The sequence below is a fragment of the Bradyrhizobium sp. CCBAU 11434 genome, assembly GCF_028128895.1.
Taxonomy (GTDB): Bacteria; Pseudomonadota; Alphaproteobacteria; order Rhizobiales; family Xanthobacteraceae; genus Bradyrhizobium; species Bradyrhizobium zhengyangense.
The window spans coordinates 353,134-371,915 of sequence record NZ_LBJX01000100.1; the positions used below are offsets into that span (position 1 = coordinate 353,134).

The 18,782-nt window shown below is 64.0% G+C and carries 18 protein-coding genes; 13 read left to right on the forward strand and 5 right to left on the reverse strand.

Features of this window, described 5'->3' with window-relative positions:
- The first annotated feature begins 292 nt into the window (after positions 1-292).
- The 4 genes from XI06_RS34045 to ppc all read left to right on the forward strand — a co-directional run bounded on the left by XI06_RS34045 (position 293) and on the right by ppc (position 4,755).
- On the forward strand, positions 293-961 hold the full coding sequence (locus tag XI06_RS34045; RefSeq protein WP_271607311.1) for a rhomboid family intramembrane serine protease: 669 nt from the start codon (positions 293-295) through the stop codon (positions 959-961).
- Between the two features lie 111 nt (positions 962-1,072).
- Positions 1,073-1,375, forward strand: coding sequence for a hypothetical protein (locus XI06_RS34050; RefSeq protein WP_271607312.1), 303 nt, complete (start codon positions 1,073-1,075; stop codon positions 1,373-1,375).
- 49 nt (positions 1,376-1,424) lie between these two features.
- Positions 1,425-1,829 (forward strand): YccF domain-containing protein, encoded by a 405-nt coding sequence (locus XI06_RS34055; RefSeq protein WP_237863753.1) that lies wholly within the window; start codon positions 1,425-1,427, stop codon positions 1,827-1,829.
- Positions 1,830-1,962: 133 nt separating this feature from the next.
- On the forward strand, positions 1,963-4,755 hold the full coding sequence (gene ppc, locus XI06_RS34060; RefSeq protein WP_237863754.1) for a phosphoenolpyruvate carboxylase: 2,793 nt from the start codon (positions 1,963-1,965) through the stop codon (positions 4,753-4,755).
- Between the two features lie 136 nt (positions 4,756-4,891).
- Here ppc and XI06_RS34065 read toward each other — a convergent pair whose 3' ends face one another.
- The 4 genes from XI06_RS34065 to XI06_RS34080 all read right to left on the reverse strand — a co-directional run bounded on the left by XI06_RS34065 (position 4,892) and on the right by XI06_RS34080 (position 8,614).
- Complete coding sequence (locus XI06_RS34065) at positions 4,892-6,010, reverse strand: SMP-30/gluconolactonase/LRE family protein (RefSeq protein WP_237863755.1); 1,119 nt, start codon at positions 6,008-6,010, stop codon at positions 4,892-4,894.
- A gap of 127 nt (positions 6,011-6,137) precedes the next feature.
- On the reverse strand, positions 6,138-7,052 hold the full coding sequence (locus XI06_RS34070) for an SDR family oxidoreductase (protein WP_237863756.1): 915 nt from the start codon (positions 7,050-7,052) through the stop codon (positions 6,138-6,140).
- A gap of 5 nt (positions 7,053-7,057) precedes the next feature.
- Complete coding sequence (locus tag XI06_RS34075) at positions 7,058-8,197, reverse strand: thiolase C-terminal domain-containing protein (RefSeq protein ID WP_271607313.1); 1,140 nt, start codon at positions 8,195-8,197, stop codon at positions 7,058-7,060.
- A 3-nt stretch (positions 8,198-8,200) separates the two neighbouring features.
- Positions 8,201-8,614 carry a Zn-ribbon domain-containing OB-fold protein gene (locus XI06_RS34080; RefSeq protein ID WP_237863758.1) on the reverse strand — a complete coding sequence of 138 codons (414 nt, stop codon included), beginning with the start codon at positions 8,612-8,614 and terminating at the stop codon, positions 8,201-8,203.
- 207 nt (positions 8,615-8,821) lie between these two features.
- Between XI06_RS34080 and XI06_RS34085 the strand changes: the two genes are divergently transcribed.
- The 9 genes from XI06_RS34085 to alkB all read left to right on the forward strand — a co-directional run bounded on the left by XI06_RS34085 (position 8,822) and on the right by alkB (position 17,042).
- Positions 8,822-10,069: an amino acid ABC transporter substrate-binding protein gene (locus tag XI06_RS34085; RefSeq protein ID WP_237863759.1), complete on the forward strand. Its 1,248-nt coding sequence runs from the start codon at positions 8,822-8,824 to the stop codon at positions 10,067-10,069.
- Between the two features lie 64 nt (positions 10,070-10,133).
- Complete coding sequence (locus XI06_RS34090) at positions 10,134-11,057, forward strand: branched-chain amino acid ABC transporter permease (RefSeq protein ID WP_237863760.1); 924 nt, start codon at positions 10,134-10,136, stop codon at positions 11,055-11,057.
- Positions 11,050-11,970, forward strand: coding sequence for a branched-chain amino acid ABC transporter permease (locus tag XI06_RS34095; protein ID WP_237863761.1), 921 nt, complete (start codon positions 11,050-11,052; stop codon positions 11,968-11,970). The genes XI06_RS34090 and XI06_RS34095 overlap by 8 nt, the downstream gene beginning before the upstream one ends.
- Positions 11,960-12,691, forward strand: a complete 732-nt coding sequence (locus XI06_RS34100; protein ID WP_271607314.1) for an ABC transporter ATP-binding protein — start codon at positions 11,960-11,962, stop codon at positions 12,689-12,691. Before XI06_RS34095 ends, XI06_RS34100 begins: the two co-directional genes overlap by 11 nt.
- The gene (locus tag XI06_RS34105; protein WP_271607315.1) at positions 12,681-13,400 is read left to right on the forward strand and encodes an ABC transporter ATP-binding protein; all 720 of its coding nucleotides are present in this window, start codon (positions 12,681-12,683) and stop codon (positions 13,398-13,400) included. The genes XI06_RS34100 and XI06_RS34105 overlap by 11 nt, the downstream gene beginning before the upstream one ends.
- 42 nt (positions 13,401-13,442) lie before the next feature.
- On the forward strand, positions 13,443-14,792 hold the full coding sequence (locus XI06_RS34110) for an amidase (RefSeq protein ID WP_237863764.1): 1,350 nt from the start codon (positions 13,443-13,445) through the stop codon (positions 14,790-14,792).
- Entirely contained in the window at positions 14,785-15,471 is a 687-nt protein-coding gene (locus XI06_RS34115; protein WP_237863765.1) for a DUF2848 domain-containing protein, read from the forward strand. The genes XI06_RS34110 and XI06_RS34115 overlap by 8 nt, the downstream gene beginning before the upstream one ends.
- A 161-nt stretch (positions 15,472-15,632) precedes the next feature.
- Positions 15,633-16,379 carry a 2OG-Fe(II) oxygenase gene (locus XI06_RS34120; protein ID WP_237863766.1) on the forward strand — a complete coding sequence of 249 codons (747 nt, stop codon included), beginning with the start codon at positions 15,633-15,635 and terminating at the stop codon, positions 16,377-16,379.
- 9 nt (positions 16,380-16,388) lie between these two features.
- Positions 16,389-17,042: a DNA oxidative demethylase AlkB gene (gene alkB, locus XI06_RS34125; RefSeq protein WP_237863767.1), complete on the forward strand. Its 654-nt coding sequence runs from the start codon at positions 16,389-16,391 to the stop codon at positions 17,040-17,042.
- A gap of 90 nt (positions 17,043-17,132) precedes the next feature.
- Here the strand turns inward: alkB and XI06_RS34130 are convergent, their stop codons facing one another.
- Entirely contained in the window at positions 17,133-18,758 is a 1,626-nt protein-coding gene (locus tag XI06_RS34130; protein ID WP_237889609.1) for a thiamine pyrophosphate-dependent enzyme, read from the reverse strand.
- Between the last annotated feature and the right edge of the window lie 24 nt (positions 18,759-18,782).

Here is an 18,782-nt window from a genome sequence, read left to right on the forward strand (position 1 = left end):
ATAGCGACCGCCTCAGCAACGCCATTGGCTTCCGAATGTTTCAGGCGGCCGGCATATTCTGCCTGGTGCGTGCGTCAGTTCGATGAAGCGGAAGTACACCCGCGCGACGCTCGCTCCTTCCAGCCTCCAAACTGACGATCGACGACGCACCCTCGCGGTCTTGCCGCGTCCCGGGTGCAGAAGAAAATCCAACGTTCACAGCAAGCTGTAGCCGATCTGATGCACGTATGGGTAGAGTTATTTGATCGGCTCGGCTACGCTGTCGCTCCCATTTCATCCGGTCCCGATATTCATGCCATCGTTTCGCCCCGGCTTCTTCGAGGTCCCTCATGCGGCCGTCTACGCCCTCATGACCGTGACGGTGCTCGCGTCGGGGTTTTGCTTCATCCAGGCGGGCGGTCCGGCGGCGCCGGCGGAATTGCTGTATCGTTACGGCGGCATGTATTCGGGCGCCATCGCGCGGCATGAGTATTGGCGCCTGCTCGCCTATGGCTTCCTGCACGTCAATTTCGTCCACCTCACCATGAACATGCTGTGCCTGGTCCTGTGGGGCGGGCATCTCGAGCGGCGGATCGGACCGGCTTACTTCCTCATCATCTATCTCTGCGCGATGGTGTTCGGCGCGATCATCGGCAATGGTATCCATTCCACCCCTTATTTGACGGTCGGCGCGTCCGGCGCCACGTCGGGCATCCTGGGTGCGCTGCTTTGCCTGTGGATCCTCGGCAAGCTCGACGTCGGATTCGACTTCTTCGCGATCAACATCGGATTGAACATCGCGTTTGCGCTCGGCAATTCGCGGATCGACTGGGGGGTCCATCTCGGCGGGTTTGCGGCCGGACTGATCGCCTGCGCCGTGCTTGATATCATCGAGAAGGCGAACTCCTGGGCGCTTCGCTGCAAGTTTCCCGAAGCCGTGAAGGTCAATCTGACCCTGCTTGCCTGCGTTGCTGCGCTGTAGGCCTGGAGCGGCCAGGCTCAAGCCATCGCCGCCGCGCCCGGATGGGGCCTGGTCATCATCATCGTGGTCGCATGTTGCGCCGTCGTGAAGATGGTTGATCTCGCACTCTCCATGAAGAAGGGTCTTGCGATCGTCGTGACGGTGTCGGCCGCAGCGAATGCTGTTGCTGTAATGCTTTCCGGTTGGGCGCTGGGATCGTCTTGCAGTCCGCGCTGGCCAACTGGATCAATTCAGCTCGATAATTTTCTTGTCATATTCTGCCCAAATCCTGTTCTGATCTCGGGACTGGCCGCGATTGGCGTCGCCGCGCTGACGCTTTGGCTTTGCGCGAAGGAGATTTCGCGCGGGATCGAGGATGTCGGGTTTGTCGGCACGTCGCTGCGTGCCGAACGCAGCCGGCGTCATGGACTATGACCTCCGAGGTCGTGCTATATTGAGGGATCATTGACCTCCGGATGATCCCATGTCCCCAGTTTCCATCCTGCTCAACCTGATCTGGATTCTCATCGGCGGCGCCTGGATGGCGTTCGGCTGGCTGGTGGCTTCTGTCATCATGGCCATCACCATCATCGGGCTGCCCTGGGCGCGGGCGGCGTTCAACATCGCCATTTACACGCTGCTGCCGTTCGGCTCGCGCGCGGTCAGCCGTGACGAGGTCACCGGCATGAGCGATATCGGCACCGGCGCCCTCGGGATGATCGGCAACATCATCTGGCTCGTGCTGGCCGGCTGGTGGCTGGCGCTCGGCCACATCCTGACGGCCGTGCTCTTCGCCATCACCATTATCGGCATTCCCTTCGCATGGGCCCATCTGAAGCTCGCGGGGATCGCGCTCTGGCCGATCGGCAAGGTGATCGTGCCGGCCTGACCCTGCCGGCGCTCTTGGCCCCGGCGCACGGCTGTGTGCGCCGCCCCCAACTTCATCTTGCACTGCGGCAGAAAAATATCGCACACTCGGTCCGCCGGGGAGCCATTGGGAGCTCTAGAAAAAGGAGCGAGCCATGTCCCTCCAGACCGTACCATCCGACGCTGCCGATCTTCGCCCGAATCGGCCTGAGGACGTCCAGGCTCTGGAGGCGGATGCCCGGCTGCGCGACGACATTCGCTTGCTCGGGCGCATCCTGGGCGACACGGTGCGCGACCAGGAGGGCGCTGATGTGTTCGACCTGGTCGAGCGCATCAGGCAGACCTCGATCCGGTTCCACCGCGACGAGGACCGGATTGCCCGCCGCGAGCTCGAGCAGATCCTCGACAGCATGTCGACCTCGGAGACGGTTCGGATCGTTCGCGCCTTCAGCTATTTCTCCCACCTTGCCAACATCGCCGAGGATCAGAACAACATCCGCCAGATGCGCACCCGCAGCGCCGCCAACGGCTCCGGGGTGCTGGCGCAAACATTGGCCAACGCCAAGGCCGCCGGCATTGGCGCCGACGCGCTGCGCAGCTTCTTCAAGACCGCGCTCGTCAGCCCGGTGCTGACCGCGCATCCGACCGAAGTCCGCCGCAAGAGCACCATGGACCGCGAGATGGAGGTCGCTGCCTTGCTCGACCGCCGCGAGCGGGTTGCGCTGACCGCGGACGAGGCCGCCGCCAGCGACGAGCAGCTTCGCCGCGAGGTGCTGACGTTGTGGCAGACCAATCTGCTGCGCCGGACCAAGCTGACCGTGCTCGACGAGGTCGCCAACGGCCTGTCATTTTACGACTATACCTTCCTTCGCGAGGTGCCGCGGCTGGTGAACGCCCTGGAGGACCGGCTGGAGGAGGGTGGCGAGCAGGCTGCCAGCGAGCTCGCTTCGTTCCTGAGGATGGGAAGCTGGATCGGCGGCGACCGCGACGGCAATCCCTTCGTCACCGCCGACGTGATGCGCGGCACGCTGCGGCTGCAGTCGAGCCGGGTGATGCAGTTCTATCTGAACGAGCTCCACGTGCTCGGCTCGGAATTGTCGATCGCGGCCCATCTCGCCGATGTCTCCGAGGAGCTGCGCACGCTCGCGGAGCGCTCGCCCGATACCTCGCCGCACCGGAGCGGCGAGCCCTATCGCCTCGCGGTATCAGGCATCTATGCGCGCCTGACCGCGACGGCCGAAAAGCTCGAGGTCGAAATCACCCGCCGGCCGGTCGGCAAGGGCGCGCCTTATCAGAGTGTCAAGGAGCTGCAGGTCGATCTCGACGTGCTGCATCGCTCGCTGATCTCCAACAACGCCCGCGTCATCGCGCGTGGCCGGCTGCGGGTGCTGCGGCGCGCGGTGGATTGCTTCGGCTTCCACCTGGCGCGGCTCGACATCCGCCAGAACTCGGCGGTGCACGAACGTACCATCGCCGAGCTGATGGACGCAGCCAACCCCGGCATGTCCTATCTCGCGCTCGGCGAGGAGGCTCGCATCTCGCTCCTCACCAACGAATTGCGCTCGACGCGCGCGCTGGTGTCGCCCTTCGTCAAGTACAGCGACGAGACCATGGGCGAGCTCAACGTCTTCCATGCGGCCGCAGAAGCGCATGCGAAGTTCGGATCGGACGCCATTCCCCAATGCATCATTTCGATGTGCAAGGGCATGTCTGATATGCTCGAGGTCGCGGTGCTGCTCAAGGAGGTCGGCCTCGTCCATCCCTCCGGGCGCAGCGCCATCAACATCGTGCCCTTGTTCGAGACCATCGAGGATTTGCAGGCCTCTTCCGGCATCATGGATCGCATGTTGTCGCTGCACGATTACCGCCGCCTCGTCGACAGCCGCGGCAGCGTGCAGGAGGTCATGCTCGGCTATTCCGACAGCAACAAGGATGGCGGCTTCGTCACCTCGGGCTGGGAGCTCTACAAGGCCGAGATCGGACTCGTCGACGTGTTCGAGCGTCATCATGTGCGGCTGCGCCTTTTCCACGGCCGCGGCGGCTCGGTCGGCCGCGGCGGCGGACCGAGCTATGACGCCATCGTCGCTCAGCCGGGCGGCGCCGTGAACGGCCAGATTCGTATCACCGAGCAGGGCGAGATCATCTCGTCGAAATATTCCAACGCCGAAGTCGGCCGCAACAATCTCGAGGTCCTGGCTGCGGCGACGCTGGACGCGAGCTTGTTGCGGCCGCGCGAGAGCGCGCCGCGCCGCGAATATCTGATCGCGATGGACGAGCTTTCAAATCTCGCCTTCAAGGCCTATCGCGGCCTCGTCTACGAGACCGAGGGCTTCGTCGATTACTTCTGGTCCTCTACCGTGATCAACGAGATCGCGACACTGAACATCGGCAGCCGTCCGGCCTCGCGCAAAAAGACCCGCGCGATCGAGGATTTGCGCGCGATCCCCTGGGTGTTCTCGTGGGCGCAGTGCCGCCTGATGCTGCCCGGCTGGTACGGCTTCGGCAGTGCGGTCGAGCAGTGGATTGCCGAGCATCCCGACAAGGGCATGCCGTTCCTGAAAGAGCTCTACAAGGAATGGCCGTTCTTCCGCATGCTGCTGTCGAACATGGACATGGTGCTGGCAAAAAGCTCGATCGCGATCGCCTCGCGCTATGCCGAGCTCGTGCCTGATGAGGCGTTGCGCGAAAAAATCTTCGGCCGTATCCGTCGCGAATGGCATTCCTGCATCGAGACGCTTTTGGACATCATGGGACAGGATCGCCTGCTGCAGGGCAACCCGCTGCTCGAACGCTCGGTGCGCCACCGCTTCCCCTATCTCGATCCCCTCAACCACGTGCAGGTCGAGCTCTTGCGGGAGCACCGTGCCCAGAACCCGGACGAGCAGGTGCTGCGCGGGATTCAGCTGACGATCAACGGCATCTCCGCGGGGTTGCGGAATACGGGCTAAGACGACGTCGCGACTGCACACTCAGTCGTCATGCCCGGGCTTGTCCCGGGCATCCACATTCTTGGTGCAGCATCGAAGATCGTGGACGGCCGGGACAAGCCCGGCCGTGACGCGTGGTGAGGGCGCGGCGTATCTCTCAACAGAAATGCGCCCCCTGCGTCTCCACATAGACCGAATACAGCGACTGGCTCGCGGTCATGAACAGGCGATTGCGCTTTTTGCCTCCGAAGCAGAGATTGGCGCAGGTCTCGGGCAGGAGGATCTGACCGATGCGCGCGCCGTCGGTCGGCGCGAACACTTGCACGCCATCATAGCCCGGTCCGACCCAGCCGGCCCCGACCCAGATATTGCCTTCGGTGTCGACGCGCATCCCGTCGGGAAAGCCTGACTTGCCGTCGAGCTTCATGTCGATCAGCCGCTTCGGGTTCGATAGCTTCTGGCCGTCGAGGTCGTAGGACCACACCACGTTTTCCGCCTGCGGATAATGCGTGATGCCGGTGTCGCAGACATAGACTTTCTTGTAGTCGTGCGAGAAGGCGATGCCGTTCGGCTTGAACGGCTCGTCCGCAACCTTCGTCAACTGCCCGGACTGCGCGTCGAGGCGATAGACCGCCTCTTTCTGATAGGGCTGCAGCGAGCCGGTATTGGCAAGCTTGCCCTCGTAGATGCTGATCGCGCCGTAGCCGGGATCGGTGAACCAGATCGACTTGTCGTTGGGATGCACGACCATATCGTTCGGCCCGTTGAGCGGCTTGCCATTGGCCTGCTCGGCCAGCGCCGTCACCGAACCGTCATGCTCGTAGCGGACGAGGCGGGTGCGCTCGGCGCTGATCTGGCGTCCCTCGGTGTCGAACGAATTGCCGTTGGCCTCGTTCGACGGCTTGTGGAACTGCTCGGAGATGTGGCCGTCGTCGTCGAGATAACGGAGCTGCCGGTTGGCCGGGATATCGCTCCAGACGAGATATTGTCCGTGCGCGTTCCACGCCGGTCCTTCCGCCCACAGGCAGCCGGTGTAAAGCCGCTTGATCGAGGTGTTGCCGACCTTGGCCTTGAAACGCTTGGGATCGATGACGATGATGTCTGGGTCGGGGTAGCGCTGCGGCTCGGCATTGGCGCCGTAGTCGCGGGCGTCGGCGTTCGAAGCGAGGAGGGCGGATGCGGCGACGGTCGCGGCGCCCTTGAGAAGCGTGCGGCGGCCGAGGCCGCTGCGCTCGCCTGCAGTGGTGTCGTCGAAGTTGGTCAATATTCTTGTCATGGTTTCCTCCCAAGTTTTTTGTTGGGAGGACATCATTCGCCTTCATTCAGGCTGAAGCCGGGCGATCTCTGGACAAGACAACCAGAGATCGCAGCACCGTGACGCCGGAATTGTGGCTACATGATCCCTAAACCGGATCCCACGGGAAGATGTCAGCCGAGCGATCCAGCTTGTAGAACGAGCCCTTTAGCGCCGGCATGCCGTGTTCCGCGATCGACTGCGGCGTCCAGCCCTCGCTGCGATGGACCGAACGCAACGGGCGGTTCTGGCTGAACAGGAACAGCTCGTTCATGCGTGCGCCGAAAATCTGTCCGGTGACGTCCTTGGCGGCATCGGAGAGCAGATAGGCGCAGATCGGCGCGATCTTCTCGGGGCCCATCTGCTTGATCTTCTCGACGCGCGCCTTCTCGGCTTCGGTCTCGGTCGGGATGGTGCCGATCATGCGGGTCCAGGCGAACGGCGACACGCAGTTGGAGCGCACGTTGAAGCGGCTCATGTCGAGCGCGATCGACTTGGAAAGCCCGATGACGCCGAGCTTGGCGGCAGCATAATTGGCCTGGCCGAAATTGCCGATCAGGCCGGAGGTCGAGGTGAAGTGCACGAAGGAGCCGCTCTCCTGCTCGCGGAAGATGCGCGCGGCGGCGTGGCTGACATAGAACGAGCCCATCAGATGCACCTTGATGACCGCCTCGAACGCTTCCACGCTCATCTTGTGGAAGATCATGTCGCGCAGAATGCCGGCATTGTTGACGACACCATCCAGCCTGCCGAAGGCATCGGTCGCGGTCTTCACGATCTTGCTGGCGGGGATCGCTTCCGCGACCGACTCGAAATTGGCGACCGCCGTGCCGCCGCGCTTTTTGATCTCCTCGACCACTTCCTCGGCAGGCGAAGCGCTCGAGCCGGCGCCGTCAGCGGCCCCGCCGGGATCGTTGACGACGACCTTGGCGCCCTCAGCCGCACAGAGCAGCGCGATCTCGCGCCCGATGCCGCGCCCAGCGCCGGTGACGATGATGACCTTGTCCTGCAGTGATTTGCTCATGTGGGTTACCTCTCGTTCGTAAACACGATCGTGCCTGACGCGGCGAACATGCCGCCGACGCCGTGGCACACTGAAATCTTCGCATTCGGTACCTGCGCCGGCGCGATGCCTCGCATCTGGCGCACGCTCTCCTGGAGCGCGTACATGCCGTACATGCCCGAATGCATGTAGGAGAGGCCGCCGCCATTGGTGTTGAGCGGCAGCCTGGCCCCGGGGCGTGTGTTGCCGTCCGCAATGAATTTGCCGGTTTCCTCATGCGGCATGAACCCGAGATCGCCGAGGCCGAACAGCGGCAGATGCGCAAAGGCATCGTAGATCATGAGGTGATCGACGTCCTTGTGCGCGATGCCGGCTTCCTTGAACGCGAGCGGCCCCGCGGTCTTGAACGCGCGCGAGGAGTTGAACGTTTCCATCTGGCTGACCATTGGCGTTTCCACGCTCTCGCCGGTGCCCATAATATGAACCGGCTTGCGCGGAAAATCCCTGGCGCGGTCGGCCGAGGTGAGGATCAGCGCGCCGCCGCCGTCAGTGACGAGGCAGCACTGCAGAAGGCGGAACGGATAGGCGATCATGCGTGAATTGAGCACGTCGGCGACCGTGATCGGATCCTTCATCATCGCACGCGGATTCTTGGCCGCCCATTCGCGCTGAACGACGGCGACCGACGCAAGCTGTTCGTGCGTGATGCCGTAGGTCTTCATGAAACGCAGCACGGGAATCGGGAACATGCTGGGCGGGCCGTAGACGCCATAGGGTGCCTCGAACTGGCCCTGCAGACTGTCGGCGGGGATCGAGCGCGGCGCCTTGCCGATCATCGATTTGCCGCTCTCGGCATGCGTGATCAGCACCGTCTTGCAAAGACCAGCCTCGATCGCCGCGGCCGCATGGCGGACGTGCAGCATGAACGAGCAGCCGCCGACGGACGTGCCGTCCACCCAGGTCGGCTTGATGCCGAGATAGTGGCAGACCTGCTGCGGCGTTTCGACTGCGGTGGCAAAGCCGTCGATGTCGGAGAGCTTCAGACCGGCATCGGCGATCGCATTGAGCGCCGCATCCGCGTGGAGCTGGAGCTGCGACATGTTGGGAATAACGCCGAGCTCGGTGGTCTCGGCCGCGCCGACGACGGCAACGTGGTTCTTGCGCATGGCTTACCCCTTCGCCGGGCGGAACACGGGAAGCGTGATCTTGTCGTCCAGTTGCTGGAACGCGACTTGGAGCTTCATGTCGAGTTCGAGCGCTTCCGGCGTCTGCGGGCAGTCGATGATGTTGCTCATCATCCGCGGTCCCTCATCGAGCTCGACCACGGCGATCGCGTAAGGCGGCGTGAAGCCAGGCGCGGCAGGGCGGTGATTGATCACGTAGCTGTAAAGGAAACCCTTGCCGCTCGCCGCGAAGACAGTGACCTTGCGCGAGGCGCAGGACGGGCAGAACGGGCGCGGCGGAAAGTAGACATGCGCACAGGCATCACAGCGTTGCAGGCGCAGCTCGCCCGCTTTGGTGCCATCCCAGAAATGCTGGGTTTCCGGCGTCGGTTTCGGTCGTGCGCGCTGCGGTTCGGCCATGTCGGCAGCTCCTCCCAAAGGCGAGAACTTGATGCTCGTCCGTTTCCAATCTTGATGCGCCAATTGACTATCGCGCGTCAACGGTCCAGCACTGAGCTCTGCACGCCATGTATTCCACCATGCGCACAATTGCGGTTGGCGTGCTTGTGTGCAACTAAGTCCGCACGGTACATAAGTGCCGAGACAAGAAGAGATCGGGAGGATTCCATGTTGAGAACCGTAGGCGTTGCGCTGGTTGCAGGTCTGACCTTCGCTGCGCCGGCCCTGGCTGCGGACGCGCCGGCCGAGATCAAGATCGGCACGCTCTATGCGTCCAGCGGGCGCTATGCCTCGATCTCGATGCCGGTTCACTATGGACTGAAGCTGTGGGTCGAACAGAAGAACGCCGAAGGCGGCGTCTATGTGAAGGCGTTCGACAAGAAGATCCCGATCAAGCTCGTTGCCTATGACGACCAGAGCAATACGGCGACCGCGGCGACTTTGTACAATCAGCTCATCACCCAGGATAAGGTCGATCTTCTGGTTGCCGATTCCGGCTCGGTGCTGACCGCGCCTGCGGTCGCGATTGCCCGCGACCACAAGATGTTCCTGTTCGACCAGACCGGCACGGGCGCCAGCTTCTTCTCCAAGGACAATCCCTACATCGCCCTGATGGCCGACCCGGTGTCGACCATCTGGCCGAAGCCGGTCGCCGATTTCGTCTCGCATGATGGACCCGGCCTCGGCATCAAGAAGGTCGCGATTCTCTATGCGACCAACGAGTTCACGGGCACGCAGGCCAACGCGTTCCGCAAGTTCGTCAAGGAATCGGGCGCGCCGATCGAGATCGTCTACGATCAAGGCGTTCCCACCGAGACGACCAACTACACCGTCATTATCAACAACATCGCCAACACCAACCCGGACGCGGTGATTCACTTCGGCTATGCGCCGAACGACATCGCCTTCCTCCGCAACGTCCAGGACGTCGGTGCCAATTTCAAGATGCTGTTCTCGATCTATGCGGGTCTGGAGACCGAGCTGCTCGAGAAGAACGTTGGCGAGAAGGGGCTGGAGCACGTCTTCACCTACGTCCCGCCGCAAGAGCTGAAATATCCGGTGAATTTCGGGATGAACATCAACGAGTACAAGGCGGCCTGGGACAAGAAATATCCCGACGGCAAGGTCGAGTTCGGCTTCAACTCGGTCGCCGGCTACACCACGGCTCTGGTGATCGAAAAGACCCTGTCGGTCGCGACCAGCCTCGATCAGCTCGAGCTGCGCAAGGCGACCTTCAGCCTGTCCAATCAGCTGCAAACGCTGGATGGCACCTTCGCGCTCGACGAGATGGGTGGCCAGATCGGTGAGTTGACGCCGCTTGGCCAGCTCGAGCTTGGCGATCACGGGCATCTCAAGTTCATCTCGATCTATCCCCATGAGACGGCGACCGGAAAGCCGGTCTATCCGCGTCCATGACAGCAAACCCTGCTGGGCAAGTTGTGGGTCAAGTCTTGGGACAGGTCCTGGGAGTCGGCTGCTGATGTTGACCTACGCCTTGGTCGCCGGTGTCCTGTTCGGGCTGTATTTCAGCCTGGTCGGTATGGGGCTTAATCTCGTCTTCGGCGTCATGCGCATTGTCAATCTTGCGCATGGCGACGTGTTGATGCTCGGCGCCTTCGTGGCGCTGGGCGTCGTCGCGCTGGCCGGAATCGACCCACTGTTTGCGGTGCCGCTGGCATTCATGGTGTTTCTGCTGGTCGGTATGCTGCTTTATTGGGTGCTGGTGCCGCGTCTGCAGGGATCCGCAAATCCCGAGATGCTGTCGATCATCCTGTTCTTCGGCCTGTCGCAGGTGGTCGAAGCCATCACCACGATCTTCGCCGGCACCAGCGAGCGCTCGATCCAGAGCCGGCTGCTTGGCACGGTTTTCTCGACCATCAAGGTCCAGCTGTTCGGCGGCAAGCCGGAGACCGGTCCGATCCGCATCCTCGGCCAGGGATTTCCCGCGCCCTGGGTGATTGCTGCCGGAACCAGCCTCGTCGCGATCGGTCTCGTGTACGTCTATCTCTATCGCACGCGGCTCGGCACCTTGACGCGGGCCGTGATGTCGCGACGCGACGAGGCGCTGGCCTCGGGTATCGACGTTGATCGCGTCTCGGCCGCGGCCTTCGGAATCGGACTCGGGCTTGCTGCGGTTGCGGGCGTGTTTGCGCCGTTCATGTTCGGCTCAATCACGCCGGCCTTCGGCGCGGACGCGACGGTGACGTCGTTTGCGATCGTCGTGCTGGGTTCGCTCGGCAATCCGCTCGGCACGGCGCTCGGCGGTGTCGTCTATGGTGTCTGCTACATGCTGGTGCAGACCTATCTCAGCTCATGGGCGGATCTTCTGCCTTACGTGCTGCTGATCCTGATCCTCTTGCTACGTCCGAGCGGCCTGCTTGGAAGGCGGGTGCGCGTTGCCTAATGCCGTCAAGCATGTGCTGTTCATTCTGGTGCCGCTGATCGCAGTGTTTGCGGTGCTGCCGGGCCTCTACCAGAACCATCTGCTGCTGTTCAATTTCGTCACGTTCCTGATCCTCGCGCAGGGCGTCAACATCATCTACGGCTTCACCGGCTATTTGCCGTTCGGCTATGTCGGCTTCTTCGGGGCCGGTGCCTATGGATTTGCGGTGCTGGTGATGCACTATCAGTCGCCGGCGCTGGTGGCCGTGCTGGCGGCGGGATTGGTCGGCGTGCTGCTTGGCCTCTTGCTGACGCCGTTGTTGCGGCTCTCCGGCGCCTATTTTGCCATTGCCAATCTCGCCGCGTCACTGGCCGTGCTGCACCTGGTCGCCAATCCCGCATTGGAGGGTATCACCAAGGGGCCGTATGGCGTGTCGCTGACGGGTACGTTTAATCCCTCGCACGCCTATTATGCGGCGCTGGTGGTGCTGACGTTGACGGTGGGCGGTGTCGTCTTCCTGAAGAACTCGAGTTTCGGGCTGGCGCTGCAGGCCGTTCGCGAGGATTCCGTGAGCGCGTCGATGGCGGGGGTCAACGTCGTCAAGATGCGCATTGCGGCCTGGCTGGCGTCAGCGCTGGTGGCGGGGCTCGCCGGCGGCATCTATGCCTGGTACGTGTCCGTGTTCTATCCCGACAACGTCTTCAGCGGCGAGTTCAGCATCTTCGCGATCGTCTTCGCGCTGTTTGGAGGTGTTGCAACGATCTCCGGTCCGATCATCGGCGTCCTGATCCTGTACGGCGTCTACAATCTGATCGGGTTCACGACCCCGCAATATTTCCAGCTCATCTACGGTCTCCTCATCATGGGGTTGGTGTTGTTCCTGCCGGCCGGGCTGGTCTCGCTGGCGACGCGGAGGGGCTGGCATGTCCCCTGACACAAAACCCATTCTCAGCGTCCACAAGCTGGTGAAGCGCTTTGGCGGCTTCGTTGCACTCGACGGCCTCAGCTTTCATGCCGCGCCCGGCGAGGTGTTGGGGCTGGTCGGCCCGAACGGCTCGGGCAAGACCACGGCTATCAACGTGATCTCCGGTCTCTACGCGCCCGACGGCGGCGAGGTCGCGTTCGATGGCGCGTCCATCGGCGGCGTTGCCTCCCACAAGCTGGTCCATCGCGGCATCAACAGGACTTTCCAGGTGCCGAAGCCGTTCATGTCGCTGACCGTGCGGGAGAACGTCAGGGTCGCCCTGGCCTACGGCCACATCGGCGGAGCGCCGCCGGCGCTCGACGCGCTGCTCGACGAATATCGTTTGGCCAGTGTGGCCGATCGGCCGGCAGCCGATCTCAACAGTGCGCAGCAGAAGATGCTGGATCTGGTCCGCGCCCTGGCGACGCGACCGCGCCTGCTGCTGCTCGACGAACTCGCCGCCGGGCTCAATCCCGCCGAGCTCGACTGGATTGCCGGGCGGATCAAGCAGCTCGCGGCCGGCGGCATGTCGATCATCGTCGTCGAGCATCTGATGGGTTTCATCGAGCACATCACCGACCGCGTCATCGTTCTCAATGCGGGGCGGGAAATCTTCGAGGGCAAGCTCGCTGCGGCCGTGAAGGAACCGCAGGTGATCGAGGTGTTCTTGGGAGGCGAGCATGCCGCCTGAAGCAACGCCTCTTCTTCAGGCGCAAGGCGTCGATGCGGGCTACGGCACGATGCAGGTGCTGTGGGGCGTCGATCTGGACGTCAAACCAGGCGAGACGGTCCTGCTGCTCGGCGCCAACGGTGCCGGCAAGACCACGTTCCTGAAGTCGCTGGTCGGCCTGGTCGAGGCTCGTCACGGCAGCATCGCGCTCGGCGGGCAGGACATCGCTCATATGCGCTCCAGCGACCGCATGAAGCTCGGCATGACCTACATGTCGGAGCTCGCGGTGTTTCCTGACCTGTCGATCGAGGAGAACATCCTGGTGGGGGCTCAGGCGCTGGGTCATGCCAATCCCCGCCGGCGCCTCGACGAGCTCTATGGTCTCTTTCCCGCCCTGCGCGACAAGCGCCGCGACGCCGCCTCCAGCCTGTCGGGCGGGCAGCGCAAGATGCTCGGGATCGCCAAGGCGCTCGCGGCCGAGCCGAAGCTTCTCGTCATGGACGAGCCTTCGGCCGGCCTGTCGCCGCTCTTCGTCAAGGAGGTCATCCGGATCCTGAACGGCCTGCAGGGGCGCGGCATCGCGCTTTTGATCGCCGAGCAGAATATCGGTTTCCTTGAAGTGGCAACCCGCGTATTTGTTCTGGAAGGCGGGCGCATTCGCTTTTCCGGCACGGTTGCCGAGATGACCGACAACGAGGCGCTGCGGCGCGCCTATTTTGGATTGAAATAGCGCGGCAGTGTTTTGGCCGCGCCCGACGCAGGCGAACCAGACATGCCGAACGCCCCAACCCTCGCCACATTGGCCGACGATCTCGAAAGCGGCCGCACCACCTCCCGAAAACTGGTCGAGGCGTGCATCGCCAGGATCGCCGATCCCGCCGGCGAGGGGCAGCGCACCTTCATCCTTGTCGACAAGGACGCCGCGCTGACCACCGCCGACGCCATGGATTCCCTGCGCAAGGCCAACGCGGCGCCCTCGCGCTATGCCGGTATTCCCATCTCGATCAAGGATCTGTTCGACATCAAGGGACAGACCACGCGCGCCGGCTCCCGTGCGCTCGACGATTCCGATCCAGCCGAGCACGACGCGGCGGCGGTCGCGCGGCTGCGCAAGGCCGGTTTCGTCGTGATCGGGCGCACCAACATGACCGAGTTCGCCTATTCCGGCATCGGCATCAATCCGCACTATGGAACGCCTAAAGGCGCCTGGAACCGGGCCGAGGGACATGTGCCTGGCGGCTCGTCGTCGGGCGCGGCGGTCTCCGTGCTCGACGGCATGGCGCATGGCGCGCTCGGCACCGACACCGGCGGCTCCTGCCGCATTCCTGCGGCCTACAACGGCATCGTCGGCTACAAGCCGACGCAGCGCCGCGTACCGCTCGACGGCTCGGTGCCGCTGTCGTTCTCGCTCGACAGCATCGGCCCCCTGGCGCGCTCGGTCAGCTGCTGTGCCATTCTCGATGCGGTGCTGGCCAACGAGCCGATCACGGCGCTCAAGCCGCGCCCCGTGAAGGGCATGCGGCTCGCCGTGCCGACCACGATCGCGCTCGACGATCTCGATGCGCCCGTGGCCGAAACCTTCGAGCGCGCGCTGAAATCGCTCGCCGATCACGGCGCCATCATCGAGCGCATCGAGATGATCGAATTCCACGACATCGGCCCGATGAACGCCAAGGGCGGCTTTGCGGCGTCCGAGAGCTATGCCTGGCATCGTTATCTCATCACCGCCAAGGGCGATGTCTACGACCCCCGCGTCTCCGTCCGCATCATGCGCGGCGAGGCGCAGAGCGCGGCCGACTACATCGATCTCCTCAACGAGCGCCGGTCGCTGATCGCCCGCGTCAACGCCCGCATCGCGCCCTATGACGCCTTGGTGCTGCCAACCACCGCCAACACGCCGCCGAAGATCGCCGATCTCGCCGACGACAAGGCGTTCACCACGCAAAACCTGCGGGCACTGCGCAATTGCACCCTGATCAACATGATCGACGGCTGCGCCATCTCGCTGCCGGCGCATCGCGAGGGCGAGGTTCCCGTCGGCCTGATGCTTGCAGGGGCGGGCGGCTCGGACCGCCGTATCTTTGAACTTGCTGCCGGCATGGAGGCCGTCATTCGTGTTTGACCTCACTTTCACCGTCGACGCCCAGGGCACCACCACGCCGCTGACCTTGGCGATCGACCAGATGGTCATCGCCGGCTGGACCGGCCGCGATCCGGTCGCGCGCGACAAGCACATCGCCGAGCTGCAGGAGATGGGCATCGCGCCGCCGGCCTCGACGCCGATCTACTATCGCGCCTCGGCGCGACGGCTCACTCAGGAAGACGGCATCGAATGCACCGGCGGCGATTCCTCAGGCGAAGTCGAGTTCGTGCTGATCGGCTGGCAGGGCCGCATCTTCGTCGGTTGCGGCTCCGACCACACCGACCGCAAGGTCGAGGCCTACAACGTCACCGTCTCCAAGCAGATGTGCGACAAACCGGTCGCCTCGACGCTGTGGGAGCTCGAGGACGTCATCGGCCATTGGGACAAGATGATCCTGCGCTCCTACGCCACCATCAATGGCGAGCGCGTGCTCTACCAGGAGGGCACGCTGGATGCGATGCTGCCGGTCGATGACCTCATCGCGCGCGGTTTTGCGGGCGGCAAGTTCCCGGACGGCTGCGCCATGTTCGGCGGCACGTTTGCCGCCAAGGGCGGCATCCGCCCGGCCGAGCGTTTCGACTTCGAGCTGGAGGATCCGGTGCTGAAGCGCACGATCAAGCACGGGTATGACGTAACGACGCTGCCGGTGCGAGGCTGAGGTCCGTCCCCACCGTCATTGCGAGGAGCTCTTGCGACGAAGCAATCCAGACTGGTTCCGCGGAGGTAGTCTGGATTGCTTCGCTGCACTCGCAATGACGGGGAGAGAGTCATCGGAAATCGGGTGGTAGAGGGTGAGCTAGCTTTGCGAAAGTGTTGGCCATGACAGCAACAGCACGCAAATCGCCCCAAAAGCCATCCGCTGACCTCGCCGCTCACGTCGCAACCCTCGACTGGCCCCACATCACCACCGAACTCGACACCCAGGGCTGCGCTGTCCTGAGGAACCTGCTCACGCCCGGCCAATGCCGCAGCATCGCCGCGCTCTATGCCGACGATGCGCACTTCCGCAGTCGCATCGTCATGGGCCGCCACGGTTTTGGCCGCGGCGAGTACAAATATTTCTCCTATCCGCTGCCCGATCTGATCGCGGAGCTGCGGCCGGCGCTCTACGGGCAGCTGCAAGGCGTCGCCAACAGATGGAACGAGGCGATGGGGATCGACATCCGTTATCCCGCAAGCCACGCCGCGTTCCTGAAGCGCTGCCACGAGGCAGGGCAGGCGCGGCCGACGCCGCTGCTGCTGCAATACGAGGCTGGTGATTTCAACTGCCTGCATCAGGACCTCTACGGCGAGCACGTGTTCCCGCTCCAGGTCGCGATCCTGCTGTCCGAACCGGGGCGCGATTTCACCGGCGGCGAATTCGTGCTGACCGAGCAGCGGCCGCGCATGCAGTCGCGGGCCGAGGTGGTTCCACTGATGCAAGGCGACGCCGTTGCCTTTGCTGTGCACCATCGCCCGGTGCAGGGGACACGCGGCACCTACCGCGTTAATCTCCGCCATGGCGTCAGCCGGATCAGGTCCGGCCAGCGCCACACGGTGGGTGTGATCTTTCACGATGCGAAATGAGCGGAGCCGTTGACGGCTGATTTGTTCGACAGCGTTGCCGAGGCGCAGCCGTCGCGCGAGGAGATCGCGGACGGCGCCGTGCTGTTGCGCGGCTTCGTCAGGCCGATCGAAAGCGAGCTGATCGAGGCGGTGCGCGGCATCGTGGCGCAGTCGCCGTTCCGGCGGATGACGACGCCCGGCGGCCATTTGATGTCGGTGGCGATGACCAATTGCGGCGAGCGTGGCTGGATCACCGATCATACCGGCTATCGCTATGATCCCATTGATCCCAAAACCGGCGCGCAATGGCCGGCGATGCCGCAAGTGCTCCGCGATCTCGCCCGTCGCGCCGCGGAGCAGGGCGGCTTCAAAGGCTTCGCGCCCGATGCCTGCCTGGTCAACCGCTACGAGCCCGGCACGCGGCTGTCGCTGCATCAGGACAAGGACGAGCTGGATTTCTCTGCGCCGATCGTTTCGGTTTCGCTCGGCCTGCCCGCGACCTTCCTGTTTGGCGGCCTGGCGCGCGCCGACAAGCCGCGCCGCTTTCGCCTCGTGCATGGCGACGTCGTGGTGTGGGGTGGGCCGTCCAGGCTCGCCTATCACGGCGTCGCACCGCTCGCCGAGGGCGAGCACGCGCTGCTGGGGCGCATCAGGATCAATCTGACGTATCGCCGGACGCGGTGAAGCCGCGGTCCTTCCGGGGCGATGCGGGCATCGAACCCGGAACCTCAAGATTCCGGGGTTCGCGCTTTCGCGCGCCCCGGAATGACAAAACTACGGCTTCGGCGGGTGAATGAACGCCCACGGGCTGACTTCCGAATCCCGCGCTACTTCCACCGAGATCAAATAGGGCCCGCCATGCGCGAGTGCCTTCTCCATCGCCGCCTTGAACTGGTCCGGCGCTGTGACGCGCGCAGAAGCCACCCCGAAGGACTCCGCGAGCTTGACGAAGTCAGGATTGACCAGGTCGGATGCGACCACGCGGCCGTCAAAGCGTTCGCGCTGGTCGCGGCGGACATTGCCATAGGCGTTGTTGTTGAACACCAGCGTCACCACGCCGATGTTGAACTGCACGGCGGTGGCGAGCTCCTGCACGCTGAACATGAAGCCGCCATCACCGGTGATCGCGACCACCGGCTTGTCGGGGTTGGCGACCTTCGCCCCGAGCGCGGTCGGAAAGCCCGAGCCGAGCGTGCCCTGATAGCCTGACGTGATGAAGGTGCGCGGCTGGTAGATCGGAAAGCCGTACCAGGAGGCGAAGCCGAACTGGGACAATTCATCCGTGACGATCGCGTTCGCCGGCAGCACCTCGCGCAAAATGTTGAGATACGCCATCTGCGGCTGGACGCGCTGGATCTCTGCCTGAGCGCTCGCACTCGCCTCGCGGATCGCGCCGCGGCGTCCGGCGGTCTTGCTGTAACCGACCTTGCTGACGGCGGCGACGAGATCGGCGGTCGCGGCCTTGGCGTCGGCGACGATGGATGCATCCGAGATGAAGCGCCGCATCTCGACGGGATCGATGTCGATCCGGATGCTCTTCAATCCGTCCGGCCGATATGGCCAGCGCGACATCGTCGGCAGCTCCAGGCGCGTGCCGATACCGATCATCAGGTCCGTCCTGGCCCACAGCTTGTAGGCGGCGGCCATGGTGAGGCCGAGCTCATGCGCGTTGGAGACGATGCCGCGGCCGCTGCGGAAGGCGACGACGGGCGCATCGATCATCTCGGCGAGCTCGAGGATTTTCTCGCTGGCCTCGATCGCACCGCTGCCGACAAAGATCATCGGCGCCTTGCTGGCCTTGACGAGCGCTGCGGCCTGCTTGATCGCATCGGGATCCGGGAGCGGCGCAGGCAGTGGCTCCAGCACCTGCGCTGCAGCGGCGTCGGCGCGCTGCGTAAAGACGTCCCAGGGCATTTCCACCGAGGCGGGACCGCGCCGTCCCGATGTCATTTCCTGAAAGGCGCGAGCGACTGTCGTCGGCGCATTGCCGGGATGTTCGATGCGATCGGCCCATTTCACATAGCTGCGCAAGGTCGCGAGCTGATCCGGCATCTCGTGCAGATGGCCGCGGCCCTTGCCGAGAAACTGCGTCGGTACCTGGCCGGTGACGCACAGCACCGGCTCGTTGCAGCCGTAGGCGGTGAGCAGCGCCGCGCTGGCGTTGAGCACGCCGGGGCCGGGCACCACGCTGAACACGCCGGGCCTGCCGCCGGCGCGGGCATAGCCGAACGCCATATAGCCGCAGGCCTGCTCGTGCCGCGCGCCGATCACCTTGAGCTGGGCCTGATGGAAGGCGTCGAACAGGCCGTAGACCTGCGCGCCGGGCAGGCCGAACACGGTGTCGACGCCATGGGCGACGAGCCCGCTTACGATCGCTTCGCCGCCGGTGAGGGTGGTCATTGCATCATTCCATTCGTGTTGTTG

Excerpts from the sequence above, each read along its gene's own strand:
- XI06_RS34045 (WP_271607311.1), top strand. The coding sequence starts at position 293 with ATGCCATCGTTTCGCCCCGGCTTCTTCGAGGTCCCTCATGCGGCCGTC.
- XI06_RS34050 (WP_271607312.1), top strand. The coding sequence starts at position 1,073 with ATGAAGAAGGGTCTTGCGATCGTCGTGACGGTGTCGGCCGCAGCGAAT.
- XI06_RS34055 (WP_237863753.1), top strand. The coding sequence starts at position 1,425 with ATGTCCCCAGTTTCCATCCTGCTCAACCTGATCTGGATTCTCATCGGC.
- ppc (WP_237863754.1), top strand. The coding sequence starts at position 1,963 with ATGTCCCTCCAGACCGTACCATCCGACGCTGCCGATCTTCGCCCGAAT.
- XI06_RS34065 (WP_237863755.1), bottom strand. The coding sequence starts at position 6,010 with ATGACAAGAATATTGACCAACTTCGACGACACCACTGCAGGCGAGCGC.
- XI06_RS34070 (WP_237863756.1), bottom strand. The coding sequence starts at position 7,052 with ATGAGCAAATCACTGCAGGACAAGGTCATCATCGTCACCGGCGCTGGG.
- XI06_RS34075 (WP_271607313.1), bottom strand. The coding sequence starts at position 8,197 with ATGCGCAAGAACCACGTTGCCGTCGTCGGCGCGGCCGAGACCACCGAG.
- XI06_RS34080 (WP_237863758.1), bottom strand. The coding sequence starts at position 8,614 with ATGGCCGAACCGCAGCGCGCACGACCGAAACCGACGCCGGAAACCCAG.
- XI06_RS34085 (WP_237863759.1), top strand. The coding sequence starts at position 8,822 with ATGTTGAGAACCGTAGGCGTTGCGCTGGTTGCAGGTCTGACCTTCGCT.
- XI06_RS34090 (WP_237863760.1), top strand. The coding sequence starts at position 10,134 with ATGTTGACCTACGCCTTGGTCGCCGGTGTCCTGTTCGGGCTGTATTTC.
- XI06_RS34100 (WP_271607314.1), top strand. The coding sequence starts at position 11,960 with ATGTCCCCTGACACAAAACCCATTCTCAGCGTCCACAAGCTGGTGAAG.
- XI06_RS34105 (WP_271607315.1), top strand. The coding sequence starts at position 12,681 with ATGCCGCCTGAAGCAACGCCTCTTCTTCAGGCGCAAGGCGTCGATGCG.
- XI06_RS34110 (WP_237863764.1), top strand. The coding sequence starts at position 13,443 with ATGCCGAACGCCCCAACCCTCGCCACATTGGCCGACGATCTCGAAAGC.
- XI06_RS34120 (WP_237863766.1), top strand. The coding sequence starts at position 15,633 with ATGACAGCAACAGCACGCAAATCGCCCCAAAAGCCATCCGCTGACCTC.
- XI06_RS34130 (WP_237889609.1), bottom strand. The coding sequence starts at position 18,758 with ATGACCACCCTCACCGGCGGCGAAGCGATCGTAAGCGGGCTCGTCGCC.